The sequence below is a fragment of the Trichocoleus sp. DQ-U1 genome (assembly GCF_039961925.1).
GTDB lineage: Bacteria > Cyanobacteriota > Cyanobacteriia > Cyanobacteriales > FACHB-T130 > FACHB-T130.
This window is the reverse complement of record NZ_JAMPKB010000023.1, coordinates 30,628-47,672: the sequence shown is the minus strand read 5'-3', so window position 1 is coordinate 47,672 and position 17,045 is coordinate 30,628. Positions and strand designations below refer to the sequence as shown.

Below are 17,045 nucleotides of genomic sequence, written 5' to 3'. Positions count from 1 at the left end.
ATGACAAGAGAGCGCACACTTCGCTAACGCCAACCCATCAACCTCTACCTGAGTGCTTTGTTAACTTTTTGTTACTGTTAGCTGGAGCTTGCTCTTGGGAATACTTTAAATAGAGCTTTCTGATTAGCTCTGCTGCAATCACTACTAGAAATGATATGCCACCAGTTAAGAACTTTGATAGCAAGAGTATCCCATTACTTGACCTGTTGCGAAGCACTAAAGAGGGAAAAGCTCAACTGCCAGACTTTCAGCGTAGCTGGGTTTGGAACGATGACCAAGTATGCAGCTTGTTAGCCAGCATTTCACTTTCTTACCCAATTGGAGCAGTGATGATGCTCGAAACAGGCAACCCTGATGTGCGATTCCAACCTCGTCCGATTGAAGGAGTGACACTGAATAATCCGACAGAACCAGAGGAACTAATTCTAGATGGGCAGCAGCGCTTGACCTCGCTTTTTCAGACATTGCTATCAGGAAAAGCAGTTAAAACAAAAGATACACGAGGTAAAGAAATTTACCGATGGTATTACATTAACATTGCCAAAGCACTCGACCCAACTATTGACCGAGAGGAAGCTATTGTTAGCGTTCCAGAGGACAAGATAATCCGCAATTTTCGTAAAGAAATTGTGGCGGATTACTCAACTTCTGAAAAAGAGTACCAAAATGAAATGTTCCCGATTTCGCAAACTTTTTACTCCTCCGATTGGATGACCAGTTATAACGAATACTGGGACTACCAAAAGGAAAAAGTCAAGCTTGTTAATAAATTTAATAATGACATTGTAAAGCAGTTTGAGCATTACGATGTACCAGTTATTTTGCTGCACAAGGAAACACCAAGAGAGGCAGTATGTCAAGTTTTTGAAAAAATGAATACAGGTGGTATATCTCTTACTGTTTTTGAGCTAGTCACAGCAACTTTTGCAGCCGATAAGTTCAACCTCCGAGAAGATTGGGCAACACGAGAGAAGGCACTGAAGATCCATCAGGTACTAAGAGATATTGAAAACACAGATTTTTTACAGGCGGTGACATTACTTGCTACCCTTGACAAATCCTCAGTAAGCTGTAAGCGCAAGGATGTTCTAAACCTGAGCTTAGAGCAATACAAGGAATGGGCTGATTTAGTTACTTTAGGCTTCGAGCAAGCGGCAAAATTTCTCCACACACAAAAGATATTTAGCGATCGCGAACTGCCTTATCAAACTCAGCTTACAGCCCTTGCAGCTATCTTCGCGGCACTTGGCGATCGCGTTATTGGTACGGGAGCAATTGCAAAATTAGCTAATTGGTATTGGTGTGGAGTTTTTGGAGAACTTTACAATAGTGCCATTGAAAGTCGTTTAGCAAAAGATGTACCACAAGTACGGGACTGGATTAATGGTTGTGGTGCTGAACCTGACACAATCAGAGATGCTAACTTTGCTCCTGACCGTCTTTTGAGTCTCTATACTCGCAGAAGTGCTGCTTATAAAGGCTTATCTGCTTTATTGTTGAGGGATGGTGGTTGCGACTTCTTTACAAGTTATCCCATTGACACTCTGATGGAGTTTAATGAATCTATTGATATCCATCACATTTTTCCGCGACACTGGTGCCACCACAACGGCATTGCAGCCGAGGTTTACGACTGCGCGATCAACAAAACCCCACTTTCAGCCAAAACTAATAAGATGATTGGAGGTAAAGCACCAAGCATCTACTTAACCGATATTGAGAAGAAATCCGACATCTTAGAAGACAATCTGAATGAGATTTTGCGATCGCACGTTATAGATCCAGCTAGTTTACGCACAGATAATTTTGATGCCTTCTTCCAAGCTAGAAAAAATGCACTTTTAGATCGGATTGAGAAGGCAATGGGTAAGCCGATTCTGCGGGAGGCGGCTAAAGAGATAGAAAATTAGAGTTTGAGTGCGAACAGGACAATGGGCGATCGCATCTTTGACGATTTCAAGAATGCGATCGCATCTCACCACAAATTAGACAGAAGCGCTTAACTGTTCCTCAGAAACCCATGCCCCGTGGAAACCGTAAGGCACCCGCTGGGGGATGAGGACACGCGCCACTGGTTCAGATGTCACGTCTTGGGCATTTACGACCACCAGTTCCGAAGTGTCTGCTTCATCATCGTGGACAAAAGTCATTAGCCAACCGTTATCCTCAGCAGTCGCATCGGGACGAGGAACAAATACCGCTTCGCCACCATAGCGTCCCCGTCCGAATTCGTGAGTTTCGGACTTACCATTCTTAAAGTCATACTTGATGACCCCTTCAAATAGAGGCATCGGATTATTTGCCATCTTTGCCGTATAACCGTAGCGCATCGGTCGTCCCATTCGCTGTTCGTTCAGGCGGGGGAAATCCGATGGCGCATCATCCAGCATCTCCTCTTTTACCGTACCCGTGCTGAGGTTAAAGCGCCATTGGTACAAACGGCCAGCGTCTCCCTCATTTTCGCCGGGGGTCATATCAGTCGTTAAAACACTGGTGGAACTCATGCGACAAGCGACAAGCACCACTTCATCTCCCTCCTCGTAGGCATTGAGAGTATGGAAGACGTAGCAGGGGGGACTTTCAAACCAGCGGATGTTGCTGTTATCGCCATGACGGGGGACAATGCCGAAACGACTAGGGCGATCGCGCTCAAACATCAATGGTGGTTTACCCTGCTGCATTCGTGCCATGCTGAAAGTTAGCGGCAGATCCATAAAGATTGTGTAGTGTTCGGTGATGGCAAAATCGTGCATCATCACCCCCATCGGCAAGTCGATGGGAACGGTTCGCAACAGCTCACCCTTCGCTGAAACGACGCTGTATTTTAGGTACGGTGGGGCAAACGAGTAGCCAAAAAACATCATCTCCCCCGTTTCAGCGTCTACCTTGGGATGAGCGGTAAAGGCAGAAACCAGCTTGCTATTATACGTGTAAGCACCTGATGTCTCTAAACTGGGAACTTCGATCGCGTGAGGTTCGCCTCCTTCCCAAAGCGCTAGCAGCCGCCCATCGTGCCACACTAGAGCCGTGTTAGCGGTATTTTTAGGGAAATTGTAGGGATTGTTACCTCGTGACGGTTCCATCAAACCCGTCCAAATCGCCTTACCCGCTTCGCGTTCAATATTAAATCCCCGCGTCCGGATATAACAGTTGCGATATTGAGCTTTGCCGTTATTTATTCGCACTCCGTGCAGCATTCCATCCCCATCAAACCAGTGATAGTTGCCGATAGGTTGGAATTGAGGATTGGGGCCATTCCGCACAAACATCCCGGATAAATCGGGGGGTAGTTCGCCGATTACTTTCAAGTTGGTGGGTGCGATTTCTTCCCGTACTGGCGCAAAGTTGCCATCTAGATAGGGATTGACTGCGGTTGTGGTCATGCGTTGTGCTGAATCGATTGTCTTATCTATATTTATTTTGATTGAGCGAACGCGATCGCGTCTCACACTATGGTTGTGGAACAAGCCAGATGAAGTGGTTGGGGTGGAGCGAGCAAAGTTTAGAGGAGGATGCGATCGCATCCCCCTCTAGTTCTATCTCTATATGGAATGGATGAATACGAACAACTTTTACCCTAAACCATCTAAAGCCATCGTGATTGACTACCAGTAAATCGCAAAATATTTCTGTAGCTAAGCCTATTGGTTGAAGAATTACCCTGTGCCAAAACGCTAATCTACTGGCATTAGCAGGACTACCGCCAAGCGCTTAGAGTTCTGCAAGTAAGAACGATTCGCCAATCACCCCTATCAATCGTCAATCTCTGGCACTAAAGACGATGAAACTTGAGAGTACGGCTTTTACTGAAAACAGTGTAATTCCGTCTAAATACACCTGCGACGGCGCAAATATTTCTCCCTCTCTTAGCTGGAATTCCCCGCCAGAGGGTACTCAGAGCCTTGCTTTAATCGTTGACGATCCGGATGCGCCTGGAGACATTTTTGTCCATTGGGTTCTCTACGATCTCCCACCTGAAATTCGCCATCTACCTGGCGGCATTCCCAGCGAAGCAAACCTCGCTGAGGGGGGCGTCCAAGGTAAAAATGATTTTGGCAATTTAGGTTATGGTGGCCCTTGCCCGCCTAGTGGTACGCATCGGTACTTTTTCAAACTCTACGCACTCGATCGACTGTTAGATTTAGCAGCGGGTGCCACTAAAAACAAGGTAGAAGCGGCAATGAATGGTCATATTCTGGCAGCAGCAGAACTCATTGGACGCTACAGTCGCCAGAGATAATCTTGCGGCAGTTCACAATTAATCTACAAAAAAAACACCTTTTCAAAGGTGTTTTTACTGGTGGCTAAAATAAGCCTGCAAATTTGATTTTGAGTCATCAATTCTTATGTGTGATGCCGAGGAGTCCGGGCACCCATAGATGAGCCAATCAGCGATGCTGCTAAACCTAGCAGAGAACCAATTGTAAACGACCAACCTGCCTTCGCTGTGGCACCCGCAATATCACGAGTTTGCTGAGCCGTTACATTCGGCGCGTCGTTGGGTACGTTCACTGCACCTTGTTGCGCTTGATTGACGATTTCCCCAGCATTCGCACCTACAATACCGAATGCGCCTGAGATTCCACTTGCCAACAACCAGGAACTCAATGCCAAAGTTGTCGCCCAAAGAATGGCTCCATTTAACATTGCTGTATTCCGGTTCATCGGACCACTGGCACGGGCTGCTACCCAACTACCCACCAAAAGGGAAATAAACAAAGAGATAATAGACCAAATTCCGACCGCTCTGCCAACATCATCGGCATAGGTTCTAGGTGCGCCGGAACCGGAAATATTAGTAGCACCAATTGCGGCTCCTAAAGCACTCAGAATTAGCTGAGTAGCTAAAGCAGTAACAATACCGGCAAAAATGGGACCCCACCTTACACGATCGTGGTACTCAACAATTTGATTGCCAGCAGTTGGCTCAATAACAACCCTGTCTTCTCGATTTGTGTATGACATTGCTCACCGCTCTTCCTGTTTCTATTTTTTATAGAGCTACTTTCTTCTAACTTTCACCCTTGAGTTATACTTTATACTGGTATTTTTCTGGGTATATCTATCAGTAGGAATAATCAGGATATCTATCGATAGAAATATGTGTTCTATATAAGTGAAAAGCGCGATCGCAATTATTAATAAATTAGTAGAGCTTTACGGCTGTTTCCGTGACAGTAATGAGCAATAAAAAGCCAGGCTGGTCACTCTGCTATCACACCCCGTTCTGCTCAAAAACTACAGATATATAACTGCCATTCCGTCAGCCGATAATATCCCCAACCCCAGCCAAAAAAACCACAGGTCACGACTAGCCGAGACGCCTTCAGCGGTGATAATTGCTAAATACGCTCTTAACACAGCTTTGTGAACGACATCAGTTGTTGTTACAATCGTTAACTGTCCTCGTCAAAATTTCTTTTTAGGCAAATTAGGGGTGTAGACGAGGTAAAGCTCATCCCTCTGCTGTGTTTAGCCATTCTGGATTCATGCTTCCGGAATAGAAACACTGAGCCATTGTAGAAACTCAAGATAAATCGACCGTGCAAAAACAGACTTTATTAGTAGCTAGTCTCTTGTTGGTGCCAGCGATCGCTACCATCAAAATGCCAGTTGTCCAAGCGGCTCCACTGGTAGCTCAAGGCAACCAACAGCAGGTGAGCGAACTGCTGCGGCAGGGGCGTAAGTTGGTGGATACGGGAGATATTGCCAGAGCCTTGACAATTTATCAACAAGCTGCGGCTCTCGATCGCGAAAATGCCCGTATCTTCTCCGCCATCGGCTATTTACAAGCAGTTCAGGGCAACTACCGAGAAGCCGCTAAAGCTTATCAACAGGCTGTCACCCTCGAACCGAAGAATGCTGATTTTCAGTATGCATTGGGGTACGCTCTCGCGAATCTTGGAGACAATGCCAGTGCCGCAGCCGCCTACCAGCGTGCTGCCCAGATCGACAACAAGAACCTGAATGCCTATCTAGGATTAGGGGTGGTATTACAGCGTCTAAAAGATTATCAAGGCGCAATGCAAGCTTATGAAACTGCCCTCCAGCTCGATCCGAAAAATCTACAAGCTTATGAATTTATCGGCTCCGCCTTCCTGAAGCAGGGGCGTCCCGCAGAAGCGATTCAAGCGCTCCAACAGGCTGTTGCTCTCGCCCCAAATGACAGCGGCGTGCAGTTGAACTTGGGAGACGCCTACATGAAGCAAGGCAACGTCACGGCTGGGATGGCGGCTTTAGAACGGGCAGCCAAGATTGAACCTCGCAATGCTCAGATTAGCCTCCAAATTGGCAAAATTTTGCAAACCGGGAATAATCTGGATGATGCCTTAAAGGCTTATCAACAGGCAGTGAAGATCAAACCCGATCTCGTGGAAGCTCAGACAGCGATCGCTGATATTTTGCTGAAGCAGCAGGATTACCTCATGGCAATTGTTGCCTATCGGCGGCTGGTAGAAATGTCGCCGGAAAATGCCCAAGCTTACTACAATCTGGGAGTGGCGTTGAGAAAGCGAGAAAGGGTACCGGAAGCGATCGCAGCTTTTGAGCAAGCCCGCGACCTTTACCAGCGTCAAGGTCAGAAGGAAGGCTCTCAGAGAGCGACTTCCGCCCTTAGAGAGCTTCAAAAAGACAAAGGCTAAGGGCAAATGGCGAATAACTGATGGATAGTTTCTTAAAAACTTATTAAGAGTCTCGGCTTGTGGAAATTTCTGCGGATAAGTTGGACTGCAAGATACCTCCTAACTGCGTCCTCAGCCCCATTGATGTTAGAACAATTTAGAGCATCTAATGGGGCTTCCGTATTTTCAATTTTGATTTTCGACTTTAGATTTTGGATGATTAGGCTGGGGTTGAGCAACGGATAGATTTTGGTTGTTCGCTCGTAGAACTTGCGCTTAAATCTAAAATTTTGACCAAAGCATCAACACTCGCATCCGATAAATCCGCCAGGGAAACCACCCGCTCTAAATTGGGAAAGCAGCGACGGATAGCATGGTTGTAGCTCGGATCGTAGTGGCACTCTAGCAAGTCTCTCACCAATCTTTCCCACTGTTGGGTATCAATCAGCTGGTACCATTCTTGGAGTTTTTCCCAGCCATAGCGAGATTTCAGTCTGTGCAACTTCGCTTTTAAAACTTCCGGGTGGGCCATTAAGTGAGGATATTCCTGCAAAAGCCACTGAATTCTAGCTTCTACAGGCATCTCAATTTCTACACAACCCGCTTGTTTCATCTGTTGCCAGAGAGATGGGGGCACATAAATGCGCCCAATTTTATTACTCTCCGCTTCCACCCATACGGGAAAGTTGGGATCGAGGCTTTGCAACTGTTGCAGTAGCAGGGATTCAAAGTGTTTTTGGGATGGCTGAGGCTGGGGATGGGTTTTTGGTAATTGTCCCTCAGCTCCAGATGCGATCGCCCTTGTTTCTACAAGCTGCTCCTCAGCGCCACTCCCACTCTCCCACTCTTCACCCAGGAGAGAACCGCGATGGTTTGCCAAACCTTCCAGATCCAGCACCTGAATGCCAAACTCAGCCAGACGGCGCAAAATGTGGGTTTTACCGCTACCAGTCATTCCAGATAATATCCGGAAGTTAAAGCGTTCTGGAAGGGCTTGCAGTTGCTCGCGTACCAAGGAACGATAGGTTTTGTAGCCACCTTCGAGGACAGTGACTTGCCAACCAATTTGACTCAAAACGGTTGCCAAACTGTTAGAACGTTGTCCTCCCCGCCAGCAGTACACGAGGGGATGATAGTCTTTGTCTTTTTCAGCAAAGTGATGGGTGAGGTGACGGGAAATATTTTGAGCAACTAAGGTCGCTCCTAGTTTACGGGCAGTGAAAGGACAAACTTGTTTATAGAGCGTCCCGACTTTAGCGCGTTCCTCGTCATCCAAAACGGGCAGGTTAATGGCACCGGGTATCCGATCTTCAGCGAATTCGCTGGGTGAGCGGACATCAATAATTTCGCTGTAAGTTTCTGTCTCAGATAGCTGAGTATAATTGGGCGATCGCGGCATTGTTAAATATGAATGGCTAATTGCTGATGGCTAATTGAAGGATTGTTCAAGAGCCACTTTTCGATTAGCCACTCTTTGATTAGCCATTACCTCAACTCATACCATTTTAGGTTTGGGATAAGCGTTTGAGGGTTTGACCGCCTAGCAGTCGGTCAGTTTCTTCCAGCAATGCGGGAATTTTGTCGGCGTGGGGACTATGGGTAAGACATTGGCGGAGGTCTAGTTCTCGAACCCGATCCGCTTTGGCTCCTGGAAACCAGTGGCTGGCGTTGCCCAGCAGGTTGTAGCGCATTTTAGCGTACTCGATCATATCGTAGGCGATCGCTAGATTTCTCAGCCACAAAATCACTTGTATATTTAGTCCCCCCGGCGTTGCTTCTGGCTTTGGTAAGCCAACGTGCCAGGTTTTTACCCAGTCTTCTCCTAAGGTAGCGATCGCTTCTTTCTCTAAACGATGCAGAATTGGCAACAAAACCGCCTCTGAATTCTCTAACAGCGGCAAGGTCTTCAAGTGTTCGTCAAAGTCCTCTGGTCGTGACGCCCCCACACTAAGAGTATGCACCTGCGGATGACTCAGGCAGAACAAATCGTTAAACACGATTGGGCTGAGGGGATAGCACAAATCCACCAATTTTTGTGGCGGTTTAAACAGCATTCCTCCTTTCTCTGAAGGACTGATAATAAAAACGCCCATATCGTGCCGAGAAGCTGCCTCAATGGCAGACCAGTTGAATTGATTGATGTAGTACCAGTGCAGGTTAACGTAGTCAAACTGGTTCGTCTCAATCGCCTTCACAATTACATCACTTGGCCCGTGCGTCGAGAAGCCAATAAACCGAACTTTGCCTTGCTCTTGTAGCTGTCGCGCTACCTCCAAACAGCCGCCCGGTTTAATGCTGTCGTGCAGCAACTCATCGGTATTGACACCGTGTAGCGACAGCAAATCAACGTAATCTAGCTTTAAGTAAGCTAGGGACTTCTCAAATTCTTGGCGAAATTCTTTAGCGTCCGCTTTAGGGCTGATTTTCGTCTGGACAATCAGTTTTTCGCGGGGAAAAGTCGGCAAAATTCGCCCTAACTGCATCTCAGAGGTGCCGTAGCCACGAGCAGTTTCAATATGATTGATTCCGACTTCTAAGGCTCGGCGAATCGTTGCTTCTACATTCCGTTGATTATCGCGAGGAATTCTCCATCCGGGGACATCCTGCCACTTAAACTGATAGCGCATCCCCCCACAAGAAAACACGGGCATTTGTAATTCTGTACGCCCAAATCGCCGATACTGCATCTTTCTAAATACATAAGAAAACTGCTGAATTGTGCTTGTAGTTAAGCACAACTATTTTTAGGGTAATTGACGATGCTTGCAAACGTTGTTCGTGCTACCTTGCTATCTTTTTTACCAGCTACCTTGCTTCTGACATCGAGTTCTGCGATTCTGGCTCAGAATAACTCTGGTTCTGAAGCCTTAAATTGGGTAGGTGCATCGAATGGAGACATCCCCCCCAATGCCGTGATTGGTGGGTCTGAATCGGGGCGTCGTTTGTACATCTGTCGCGCCGAATATAACGGTGGCGTGCATCCGGGAAAAGTTGTTGCCAACAATTGTAATTTTGGTTGGGGAGGAGAGGAAATTCTCGCCCCTTTCTATGAAGTTTTAACCGCGCCGCGAAACGTTCGGATTGTTTGGATAGAAGCATCGAACGGACGGGTGCCAGCGGGAGCGATCGCGGGTGGGATAGAAGCAGATCGAGATCTATTTATCTGTCGGGCATCTCACAATAAAGGCGTTCATCCCGGAAAAATTGTCGCTAGCAATTGCAATATCAGTTGGGGAGGACAGGAAATTCTCAAGCGCAACTATCAGGTAGCCGTGCTTAGGAGAAATCGTTAAAAATCCGAGTTTAAGCTGGTGCGATCGCTACAGTTGCACGTAAACCCAAAAACCCCGGAAACCAGGATAGGGTCGGATTTTGTCTCGCACGGGAAAAGAGACAAAATCCAGGTAGAGAGCAGATTAGTAATTTTGCTTGGAGAATCGCAAACGAAGATTAAGCTTCTCGCACAATAGGCTTCCCATCTACCACTTCGCCCACTAACACTAAATCTGTGACGCCCACAAATAAACCATTTTCCAAAACGCCAGGAATATTATTAAGCGTCTTTTCCAGTTCTCCAGGATTATCGAGGGTGTCAAACTTTACATCAATGACCAGATTGCCTTGATCGGTGACAACGGGACCCGCTTTTTTGACGCCCATCCGTAGTTCTGGCTTCCCGCCTAGCTTTTCGATCGCCCGCATCACGGGTGTTATCGCCATCGGAATTACCTCTACTGGCACGCGGAAGGTGGAACCCAGTTTGTCAACGAGCTTGGAACTATCGACCACGACAATAAACTGCTCTGCCAAACAATCTACTATCTTTTCCTGGGTGTGGGCAGCACCGCCCCCTTTAATCAAATTGTGCTGTGGATCGACTTCATCGGCTCCATCAATGGCAATATCAATCCGATCGGCTTCATCCAGGGTGGTTAAGGGAATTCCGTACTGTTTAGCTAGCACGGATGCCTGAAATGAGGTGGGGATGCCTTTGATGTCTTTGAGGTCGCCGGACTTCAAGCGATCGCCCAAAGATTCAATTGCATAAGCAGTCGTCGATCCGGTGCCCAGTCCCACTATCATCCCCGACTGGACGCGGGCGGCAGCGGCTTTCCCAACTTCCTGCTTCATCACCTTAACGGGATCTTGTTCTGCACTCATTCTTAAAACTCCTGGCGATATTGACAACTTAGCTCTGTAGGCTAGGATCGCTTAGCAATACTACTCGGTTCACTTCTCTCCATTGCCTCTCTACCTCTGCCTAAACCACTTCTAAAAGACGAGTGTTTTTAGCGATGAGGAGAGTCCAACCCCCTTCTCTCCGCGGGAAGGGGGGTGTGAGGGGTTTGCTCCGCTCCGAAAAGTATGCGATCGCGTAAACCTAAACCAACTCAGCTGCAACAGTCAGTCTACTATCTGGAGTTCCCTTCCTATGACTCAGGGTGAAAATTTTTCTCAGGAAGATTATCAACACGACTCAAATCTGACTCCAGAAGCACACCATCAAAAAAATCAGGGTGAGCAAACAAGCACTACACACAAAGCCTTATTGCTGTTTGAAGAAGGATTAAAATTAGCCGAAATAGGAAAGTATAAAGAGGCTGTTGCCCATTATCAAGAGGCTTTAGGTCTTCAACCGGATTCTGATAAAATTTTATACAACTATGGACTTTCCTTATTTTATTTAAGCCGCTACAACGAAGCTGTTAGTTGCTACGACAAAGCGATAAAGTTAAATCCAGATTATTCCGAAGCTTGGAGCGATCGCGCCCATGCACTGATCATGTTAAATCGTGGGAAAGAAGCACTAGCGAGTTGCGAACAGGCTTTGCAAATTCAACCAGAATCTTATCAAGCCTGGTACAAGCGAGGCTGGGTGCTGAGTAAGTTAAATCGCCGCAAAGAAGCGATCGCTAGCTGCGATAAAGCTTTGGAGATTAATCCAAACGGCTATGAAGCCTGGTGTACCCGTGGGGCTGTGCTACCGTTACCAAAACGCCGCCAAGAAGCACTTTCCAATTTTGAAAAATCTTTGGAAATCAATCCAGCCTATCAGCGAGCTTGGTACAATCGGGGTTCGCTACTGGTAAATTTAGGGCGGGATGAAGAAGCACTGGCTAGCTTTGAAAAAGCCACTACAATTCAACCAGATTGTCAAGAATTTTGGTTTCCTCAAGCCTGGTACGGTCGAGGCTTCATCCTAGCAAAATTACATCGCTATCAAGAAGCGATCGCTAGTTTTGAAAAAGCCTTACAACTTAAGCCGGAATATGCGTCGGCTGCATTCTATAAACTCATCTGCTTGCTCATAACAGGTAAAATTTTTCCGCATTTATTAAATTCTGAAAAAAGGAATCACCTATTTAACGATCTAAAAATTATTGTCAATGCGTTTAAGTATCAATTTTTATTTGTTGCAACATTTATTTTTATCATCAGTTCTGCTCAATCGCCTTGGGCAACAAATTTTAAGCAGATGTTTTCTACTTTATTTTCAGTTGCAATTATTTGGTTTATCTTAGGGGATATTTGGAAAAACAAGTCCCAATTAAGTTGGGTATTAGCAATTTATTTTAAAAGTGGGATTTTAAGTTATGTTCGGGCAGCTTTTATTCTTTTTGTTACCTTAACGACATTTGCAGTCGTAAGCCCATACGTACCCCAATTTATGCAATGGGGATGGGCTAGTGCAGTTTTCGGGAATTCTGGAAATATTATATTTCAACCGTTTGATACGATTAAAAGCATTCAACCTCCACCACCAGATAATATTAATTCTCAACTTCCCAGCCCCAGTGAAAGCTTACCACCCGATGAAAAAGTTGTAACTCAACCCAAGCCATCACCCGATGAAAAAGTTGTAACCCAACCCAAGCCATCACCCAATGCAAATGTTGCAACTCAACCTCGCCCGATACCTAATGAAAAGGCTGCAAATAAGACTTATAAAGCAGTACCGACAAACAGTACAGATCAAAAACCCCCTTTTGATTACACAAAAGTTTTGATGGTTGTTTTTTGGATCTGTTTAATTTTAATGGTTCCTTTTTGGGCTGGATTGGAGGAAAAGATTTTTCGTCAAGGTGCTAACACCTGGAAGCAGATAATCGGGAATTCTACAGCTTTTGGTTTAGTCCATATCACCGTAGGAATTCCTATTTATGCAGGTTTTCTGCTGATTATTCCAGGTTTCTTATTTGCTTGTCGCTATAAATTTGTACATGACCAGTCTTTCAAAAAAAATAATAATGAAGAAATAGCTCAGGAAGCAGGAGTTCAGGCAAGTACAGCCGATCATGCAATCTACAATGCAATCCTGATCACTTTCTTGGTTTTCGTAATGTTAACTACATAATTCAGATAAGGATGAGATCGCGTCCTCTCTTCTCCTATTACTCACCTAATGCCGCGCCAGCACTATTCCCTTCATGGAAGCGATGCACTAAGCTAGCACTTCCAGCAGTAGGGGCGAAGGTTGTATCCGTCTGTCCACAACAGACTTCTTGACTTACAACGCATAGCCGACGACTGTAAGCGCAGCCAAATAACCTTTGCCTGTCCTTCAAACAAAGTCCGCGCAGGCAGACGATATAGCAGTTCTCATTAAGAGTGCAATCCACTCGGAACCTTACCCCATGCCTGTTTCCGCTTTTCGGTGAAAGGCAGCAGGATCAAACTTTACTGCATCCAAACAAGAATCCCTATATATAAAGATTCACTGAAGCAGGCTTAGTTTGTATAGCTCTAAGCTTGAGTCTGTTAGCATGAGCGAAGCATCTGGGAAAGAGCGACACGTTAGCGATTCCCTGTCGTGATAGCTTCGCTTCACGCGCAGCATGAAGCGAACTTATGGCGGTTCTCTCTCCTAGTGTGCCGATTTACAAGAAACCTCCCTGTACTAAATGAAACTTTTGAGTGCCTATATCAAGGTATTGCCCGATTACGGCATGATTTTGTAGGAACATCTCCTGTGGGTTCGCAGAGGATGGCAAAGTTTTGCCTAAAACGGCTCATGGCAATTTGAGCGCAGCCTATAAGCACATAATGTTTACTACGAGCTTCCCATTTTTTGAAAACTAACCTATAGTACCGTTGGGAATACCTCTTACGCCCTCAGGCAGAAGACAGTTTCAATGGATACAGGGTATTTCCTGGTTTGATATATCTTTATTCCTTAGAAAAAAATATTGGTAGTCTCTGCTGTAATGTCACAGATTCATCCGCTTAATCTGGTTATCCAACCTGATGACAAGGAAACTAGCTGCTGTCTTTCCAGCATTGGGTTTCAGGAGCTTCCTGCCATGCCTCAGCTTCTCTATCAAACTGTAAATAATCGTGAACTGGTTAGTATTTTCGTCAAGATCAGCCAAGTCCTTTCAGAAACCAGTCAAGCTTCCTCACGCTTTTTTCTGACGCGAACCGAGCAAAAGGATTCTTCTATTGAGACATCGTCACGCGATTATCAAAATTTACTAGGAGATTTTTTAAAAGCGCAACCGATTAGTACGATTACCCAGGCGGTTAAATATGCTTGGTTTTTTCAGATTTTAGCGAAGCAGCAAATATTTTTTCACTATCAGCCTATTTTCAATTTATCAACCGGCGAAATAATTGCTTATGAATGTTTGGCACGCGCCAAAGACGAACGCGAGGGACACTTCAGCGGTTATCAATTAATTGAAGCAGCCCTTTCGACAAAATTGGCTTACGAGTTTGATGAACTGGCTCGGACAATTTGTTTACAATCAATTGCTAACACCAAGAGTCATCAAACATTTTTTATTAATATCTTACCCAATGTAATCAGCAAAGATCCTGCATCCTTAGAGCAGAACATCAAGTTAATTCTCGACCTGGGATTACAGCCCGAACAAATTGTATTTGAATTAACCGAAGTAGAAGCGCTGGTCAGCTGTCCAAAACTCTTGAAAACCATTAATCGCCTGCGAGAACGGGGGTTTGGAGTTGCTGTAGATGATTTGTGCGCCTGTGTTTCGCCTGACAACTACTTCATGGAGTTTTGCCCCGATTTGATCAAGATAGATCGGCGATTGGTACATGGTTGCAGCCAGCATTCTCTCAAGCAGGTGATGCTCAAAAGTTTAGTGAATTCTGCTCATAACTTGGGAATTCGAGTTGTCGCTGAGGGACTTGAAGACAGGGAAGATGTTGAATTTTGCCGCGATTTAGGGGCAGATTACGGGCAGGGATTTGGCTTAGCAATGCCCCAGGTAACTTTGCAGCAGCAACGGCTCGATTTTGTGAAGTCGTCGCTCAGGATTTTGTCTTACACAGATCCCTGCACCTGTTAAAACTAGATGCTGTAACCAGATGCTGTAAGATGCTTTCCTGGTACAACTGACTCTTATCTATGCAGCTTGAATTTATTCCAGTCGAAGAATTTTATTTCGCACTAACCTTAGCCGTCAAAACTTTGGAGGAAGTGGAGCAACCGGGTTTAATAGAACAAGTGCGATCGCGCCTCAACCTCAAATACGGTCAGCCTTCCACCGTTGCCGCAGCCACCCAGAATACGTTTAATTATGTATTTCGGGTTCTAGAGCTAGACAACAGCCCTGCAAGTCAGCTGATTGTCTCAGTAGCAGACTGGCAAGGCAAATTGCGTCTAAGCAGTGATTATGGCTGGACTCTCGATGAAGATCGCAAGCCCGTTCGCACCGAACGATTTAACCAACGACCAGAATTTACCAAGCAGCTACGCAGCTACCTGCAAGACTGGTTGCAACTCCCTCTGAGTAATTAGCTTTTAGTTGCTTAGTCATTAGTCATTAGCCTTTGACTAATGACTAACGACTAATTGCTTTGAGCAGCCAACAGTTCCTTCAGCTTCGCCAATTCGCCAGCCCAGCGGGGGTCGGGTTGAAAGGTATCTGATTCATTATTAGATGTTGTCCCTTCAGAGCGTCGCGACTTCTTGTTGCTGCCACCACGACGACCACCGCCGCCTGTGGGAGCGGGAGCGGGAGCGCCACCGCCGCCGCTAGCAGCTTTGTTGGGGTCCTTAATAGGAGCTGGAGCTGCTGGGCGAGGTTCTTCTTCCCCTTCACCCTTAGCTCGTGGCAATGCCTTTTCTATTTTCAGGGGGCTTTCTTGGAACATCTGACCGTTGAACTTTTCAATAATTTCATCAGCCAATTCATCCGTCTTCACGGTTACAAACGCAAAACCCCGACATTTGCCGGTTTTCCGGTCTTTAATCACCTTGGTGGAAACAGAATCGCTCATGTCCCCAAAAAGAGCTTGTAACTCCTGACGGTCTACTTCTTCTTTGGGCAGATTGCCTACATACAAACGGATAGACATGGAAAAATACCTCCAGACTCAATATCTTTAGACAAAAATTGCGATCGCGCACAAAGCGTATACTCGATTGGGCTGCTCGCACTAAACCCGCTCTTCGGTGACAGCTTCTCCCAATCAACCTTACGGCTTATTTGGAGATTTCTCGTTTCAGCGAGAGCCTTTTGGTCTACCCCAACTCCACAGCCTGATGGGATGACCGCCGCCTTTTTCTTCATTTTCCTGAAAACGTTTTCAGCTCGATTAAGAGCCAATCCGTTATCAGAATAGAAAAACCATCTATCAGCCTGCGTCTTGGAGAATTCCGCCTCACAGCTAGAATCTTCTTGAATCGTGCCAGATGGATGTATTAGCCCATAGAAACGCCTTCCTGCTATCAAACACTTAAACGCCGAATAGCGCTTCTTCCCGGCACCGATGAGCGCCAAGATAGACACGAATTTTTTCCATCCAGCACCCGTAACAAACTTTGCCAATTTGCTCCCGGCGAGTTTTTTGTTGATCAAGTCTCGATCGGCAACCACCATTAATTGCTTCAATAGCCAGTTGGCAACTTGTTGGTAAAAATTTTGACGCTGGTTTGCAACATTTAACGGTGACAATTCAATCTGCTGGACAGCTTTAACTCGATGCTTACTGCCCTGTTTCTGGCGAGACAACTGACGCTGTAACCGCTCAATCCGCTTCTGGGCTTTCCTATTGTATCGAGGGATTGCCACCTGCTCAACGCAGTTTTGTAATAGTTGAAAAAAAAGTCTTTTATCGGCTGGAAATAAAGAGTTTATTTTTTTAAAATTGCGCTTTTGGCTGCAAGAATCTAGCTTATCTCTAATTGATGCGATTGAACAACTGCTTTGGCAATAGCAGTTAGTATTACAACCTTTTTGCTTCCACCAGTTAAAGCGTTCAGCCAACCGATAATTGTACTGCCATCTGAGCGCTTCTATCCATTCCTCCATTGTAACTAACTGCTGCTGACTTGGGCGCAATCGATACTCATGGGCGATTCTCATTAGAGAATTGTATCCTAAATTACTGTAATCTTTGCACTCGACCTTTATGGATATCGAGTGGTTTACAGCAGTATCGAGGCGAGACGTTTGC

At 45.8% G+C, this 17,045-nt stretch carries 15 protein-coding genes and 1 pseudogene; 8 read left to right on the top strand and 8 right to left on the bottom strand.

Annotated features, from left to right (window positions below):
- The first annotated feature begins 155 nt into the window (after nt 1-155).
- The gene (locus NDI34_RS12010) at nt 156-1,910 is read left to right on the top strand and encodes a DUF262 domain-containing protein (protein WP_348232766.1); all 1,755 of its coding nucleotides are present in this window, start codon (nt 156-158) and stop codon (nt 1,908-1,910) included.
- 75 nt (nt 1,911-1,985) lie between these two features.
- Here NDI34_RS12010 and NDI34_RS12005 read toward each other — a convergent pair whose 3' ends face one another.
- A complete protein-coding gene (locus tag NDI34_RS12005; protein ID WP_348232765.1) occupies nt 1,986-3,383 on the bottom strand; it encodes a carotenoid oxygenase family protein in 1,398 nt (465 codons plus the stop codon).
- Here NDI34_RS12005 and NDI34_RS12000 point away from each other — a divergent pair.
- The gene (locus NDI34_RS12000) at nt 3,382-3,534 is read left to right on the top strand and encodes a hypothetical protein (protein ID WP_348232764.1); all 153 of its coding nucleotides are present in this window, start codon (nt 3,382-3,384) and stop codon (nt 3,532-3,534) included. The two genes, NDI34_RS12005 and NDI34_RS12000, sit on opposite strands and share 2 nt — an antisense overlap.
- 247 nt (nt 3,535-3,781) lie before the next feature.
- Complete coding sequence (locus tag NDI34_RS11995; protein ID WP_190415089.1) at nt 3,782-4,240, top strand: YbhB/YbcL family Raf kinase inhibitor-like protein; 459 nt, start codon at nt 3,782-3,784, stop codon at nt 4,238-4,240.
- Nucleotides 4,241-4,344: 104 nt separating this feature from the next.
- Here the strand turns inward: NDI34_RS11995 and NDI34_RS11990 are convergent, their stop codons facing one another.
- Entirely contained in the window at nt 4,345-4,965 is a 621-nt protein-coding gene (locus tag NDI34_RS11990; RefSeq protein WP_190415090.1) for a hypothetical protein, read from the bottom strand.
- Nucleotides 4,966-5,146: 181 nt separating this feature from the next.
- Nucleotides 5,147-5,394 (bottom strand): annotated as a pseudogene (locus NDI34_RS11985) (hypothetical protein).
- 149 nt (nt 5,395-5,543) lie between these two features.
- On the opposite strand from NDI34_RS11985, the gene NDI34_RS11980 reads away from it, so the two are divergent.
- Nucleotides 5,544-6,641: a tetratricopeptide repeat protein gene (locus tag NDI34_RS11980; protein ID WP_348232763.1), complete on the top strand. Its 1,098-nt coding sequence runs from the start codon at nt 5,544-5,546 to the stop codon at nt 6,639-6,641.
- A gap of 199 nt (nt 6,642-6,840) precedes the next feature.
- Here the strand turns inward: NDI34_RS11980 and mnmH are convergent, their stop codons facing one another.
- Together mnmH and NDI34_RS11970 are read right to left on the bottom strand one after the other, a co-directional pair.
- Nucleotides 6,841-8,019: a tRNA 2-selenouridine(34) synthase MnmH gene (mnmH, locus tag NDI34_RS11975; RefSeq protein ID WP_348232762.1), complete on the bottom strand. Its 1,179-nt coding sequence runs from the start codon at nt 8,017-8,019 to the stop codon at nt 6,841-6,843.
- 106 nt (nt 8,020-8,125) lie between these two features.
- A complete protein-coding gene (locus tag NDI34_RS11970; RefSeq protein WP_348232761.1) occupies nt 8,126-9,307 on the bottom strand; it encodes an aldo/keto reductase in 1,182 nt (393 codons plus the stop codon).
- Nucleotides 9,308-9,379: 72 nt separating this feature from the next.
- Here NDI34_RS11970 and NDI34_RS11965 point away from each other — a divergent pair, with 72 nt between their 5' ends.
- On the top strand, nt 9,380-9,913 hold the full coding sequence (locus tag NDI34_RS11965; protein ID WP_348232760.1) for a DUF3421 domain-containing protein: 534 nt from the start codon (nt 9,380-9,382) through the stop codon (nt 9,911-9,913).
- Nucleotides 9,914-10,070: 157 nt separating this feature from the next.
- Here the strand turns inward: NDI34_RS11965 and rpiA are convergent, their stop codons facing one another.
- Complete coding sequence (gene rpiA / locus NDI34_RS11960; protein ID WP_190415094.1) at nt 10,071-10,781, bottom strand: ribose-5-phosphate isomerase RpiA; 711 nt, start codon at nt 10,779-10,781, stop codon at nt 10,071-10,073.
- Between the two features lie 271 nt (nt 10,782-11,052).
- Here rpiA and NDI34_RS11955 point away from each other — a divergent pair, with 271 nt between their 5' ends.
- The 3 genes from NDI34_RS11955 to NDI34_RS11945 all read left to right on the top strand — a co-directional run bounded on the left by NDI34_RS11955 (nt 11,053) and on the right by NDI34_RS11945 (nt 15,384).
- Nucleotides 11,053-12,975, top strand: a complete 1,923-nt coding sequence (locus NDI34_RS11955; protein WP_348232759.1) for a tetratricopeptide repeat protein — start codon at nt 11,053-11,055, stop codon at nt 12,973-12,975.
- A 946-nt stretch (nt 12,976-13,921) separates the two neighbouring features.
- Entirely contained in the window at nt 13,922-14,932 is a 1,011-nt protein-coding gene (locus NDI34_RS11950) for an EAL domain-containing protein (protein ID WP_242031472.1), read from the top strand.
- 59 nt (nt 14,933-14,991) lie between these two features.
- Nucleotides 14,992-15,384, top strand: coding sequence for a hypothetical protein (locus NDI34_RS11945; RefSeq protein WP_190429815.1), 393 nt, complete (start codon nt 14,992-14,994; stop codon nt 15,382-15,384).
- A gap of 50 nt (nt 15,385-15,434) precedes the next feature.
- On the opposite strand, the gene NDI34_RS11940 is transcribed toward NDI34_RS11945, so the two are convergent.
- Nucleotides 15,435-15,944, bottom strand: a complete 510-nt coding sequence (locus NDI34_RS11940) for an RNA-binding protein (RefSeq protein WP_190429814.1) — start codon at nt 15,942-15,944, stop codon at nt 15,435-15,437.
- Complete coding sequence (locus tag NDI34_RS11935) at nt 15,923-16,660, bottom strand: hypothetical protein (protein ID WP_348232758.1); 738 nt, start codon at nt 16,658-16,660, stop codon at nt 15,923-15,925. The genes NDI34_RS11940 and NDI34_RS11935 overlap by 22 nt, the downstream gene beginning before the upstream one ends.
- Nucleotides 16,661-17,045: the final 385 nt, after the last annotated feature.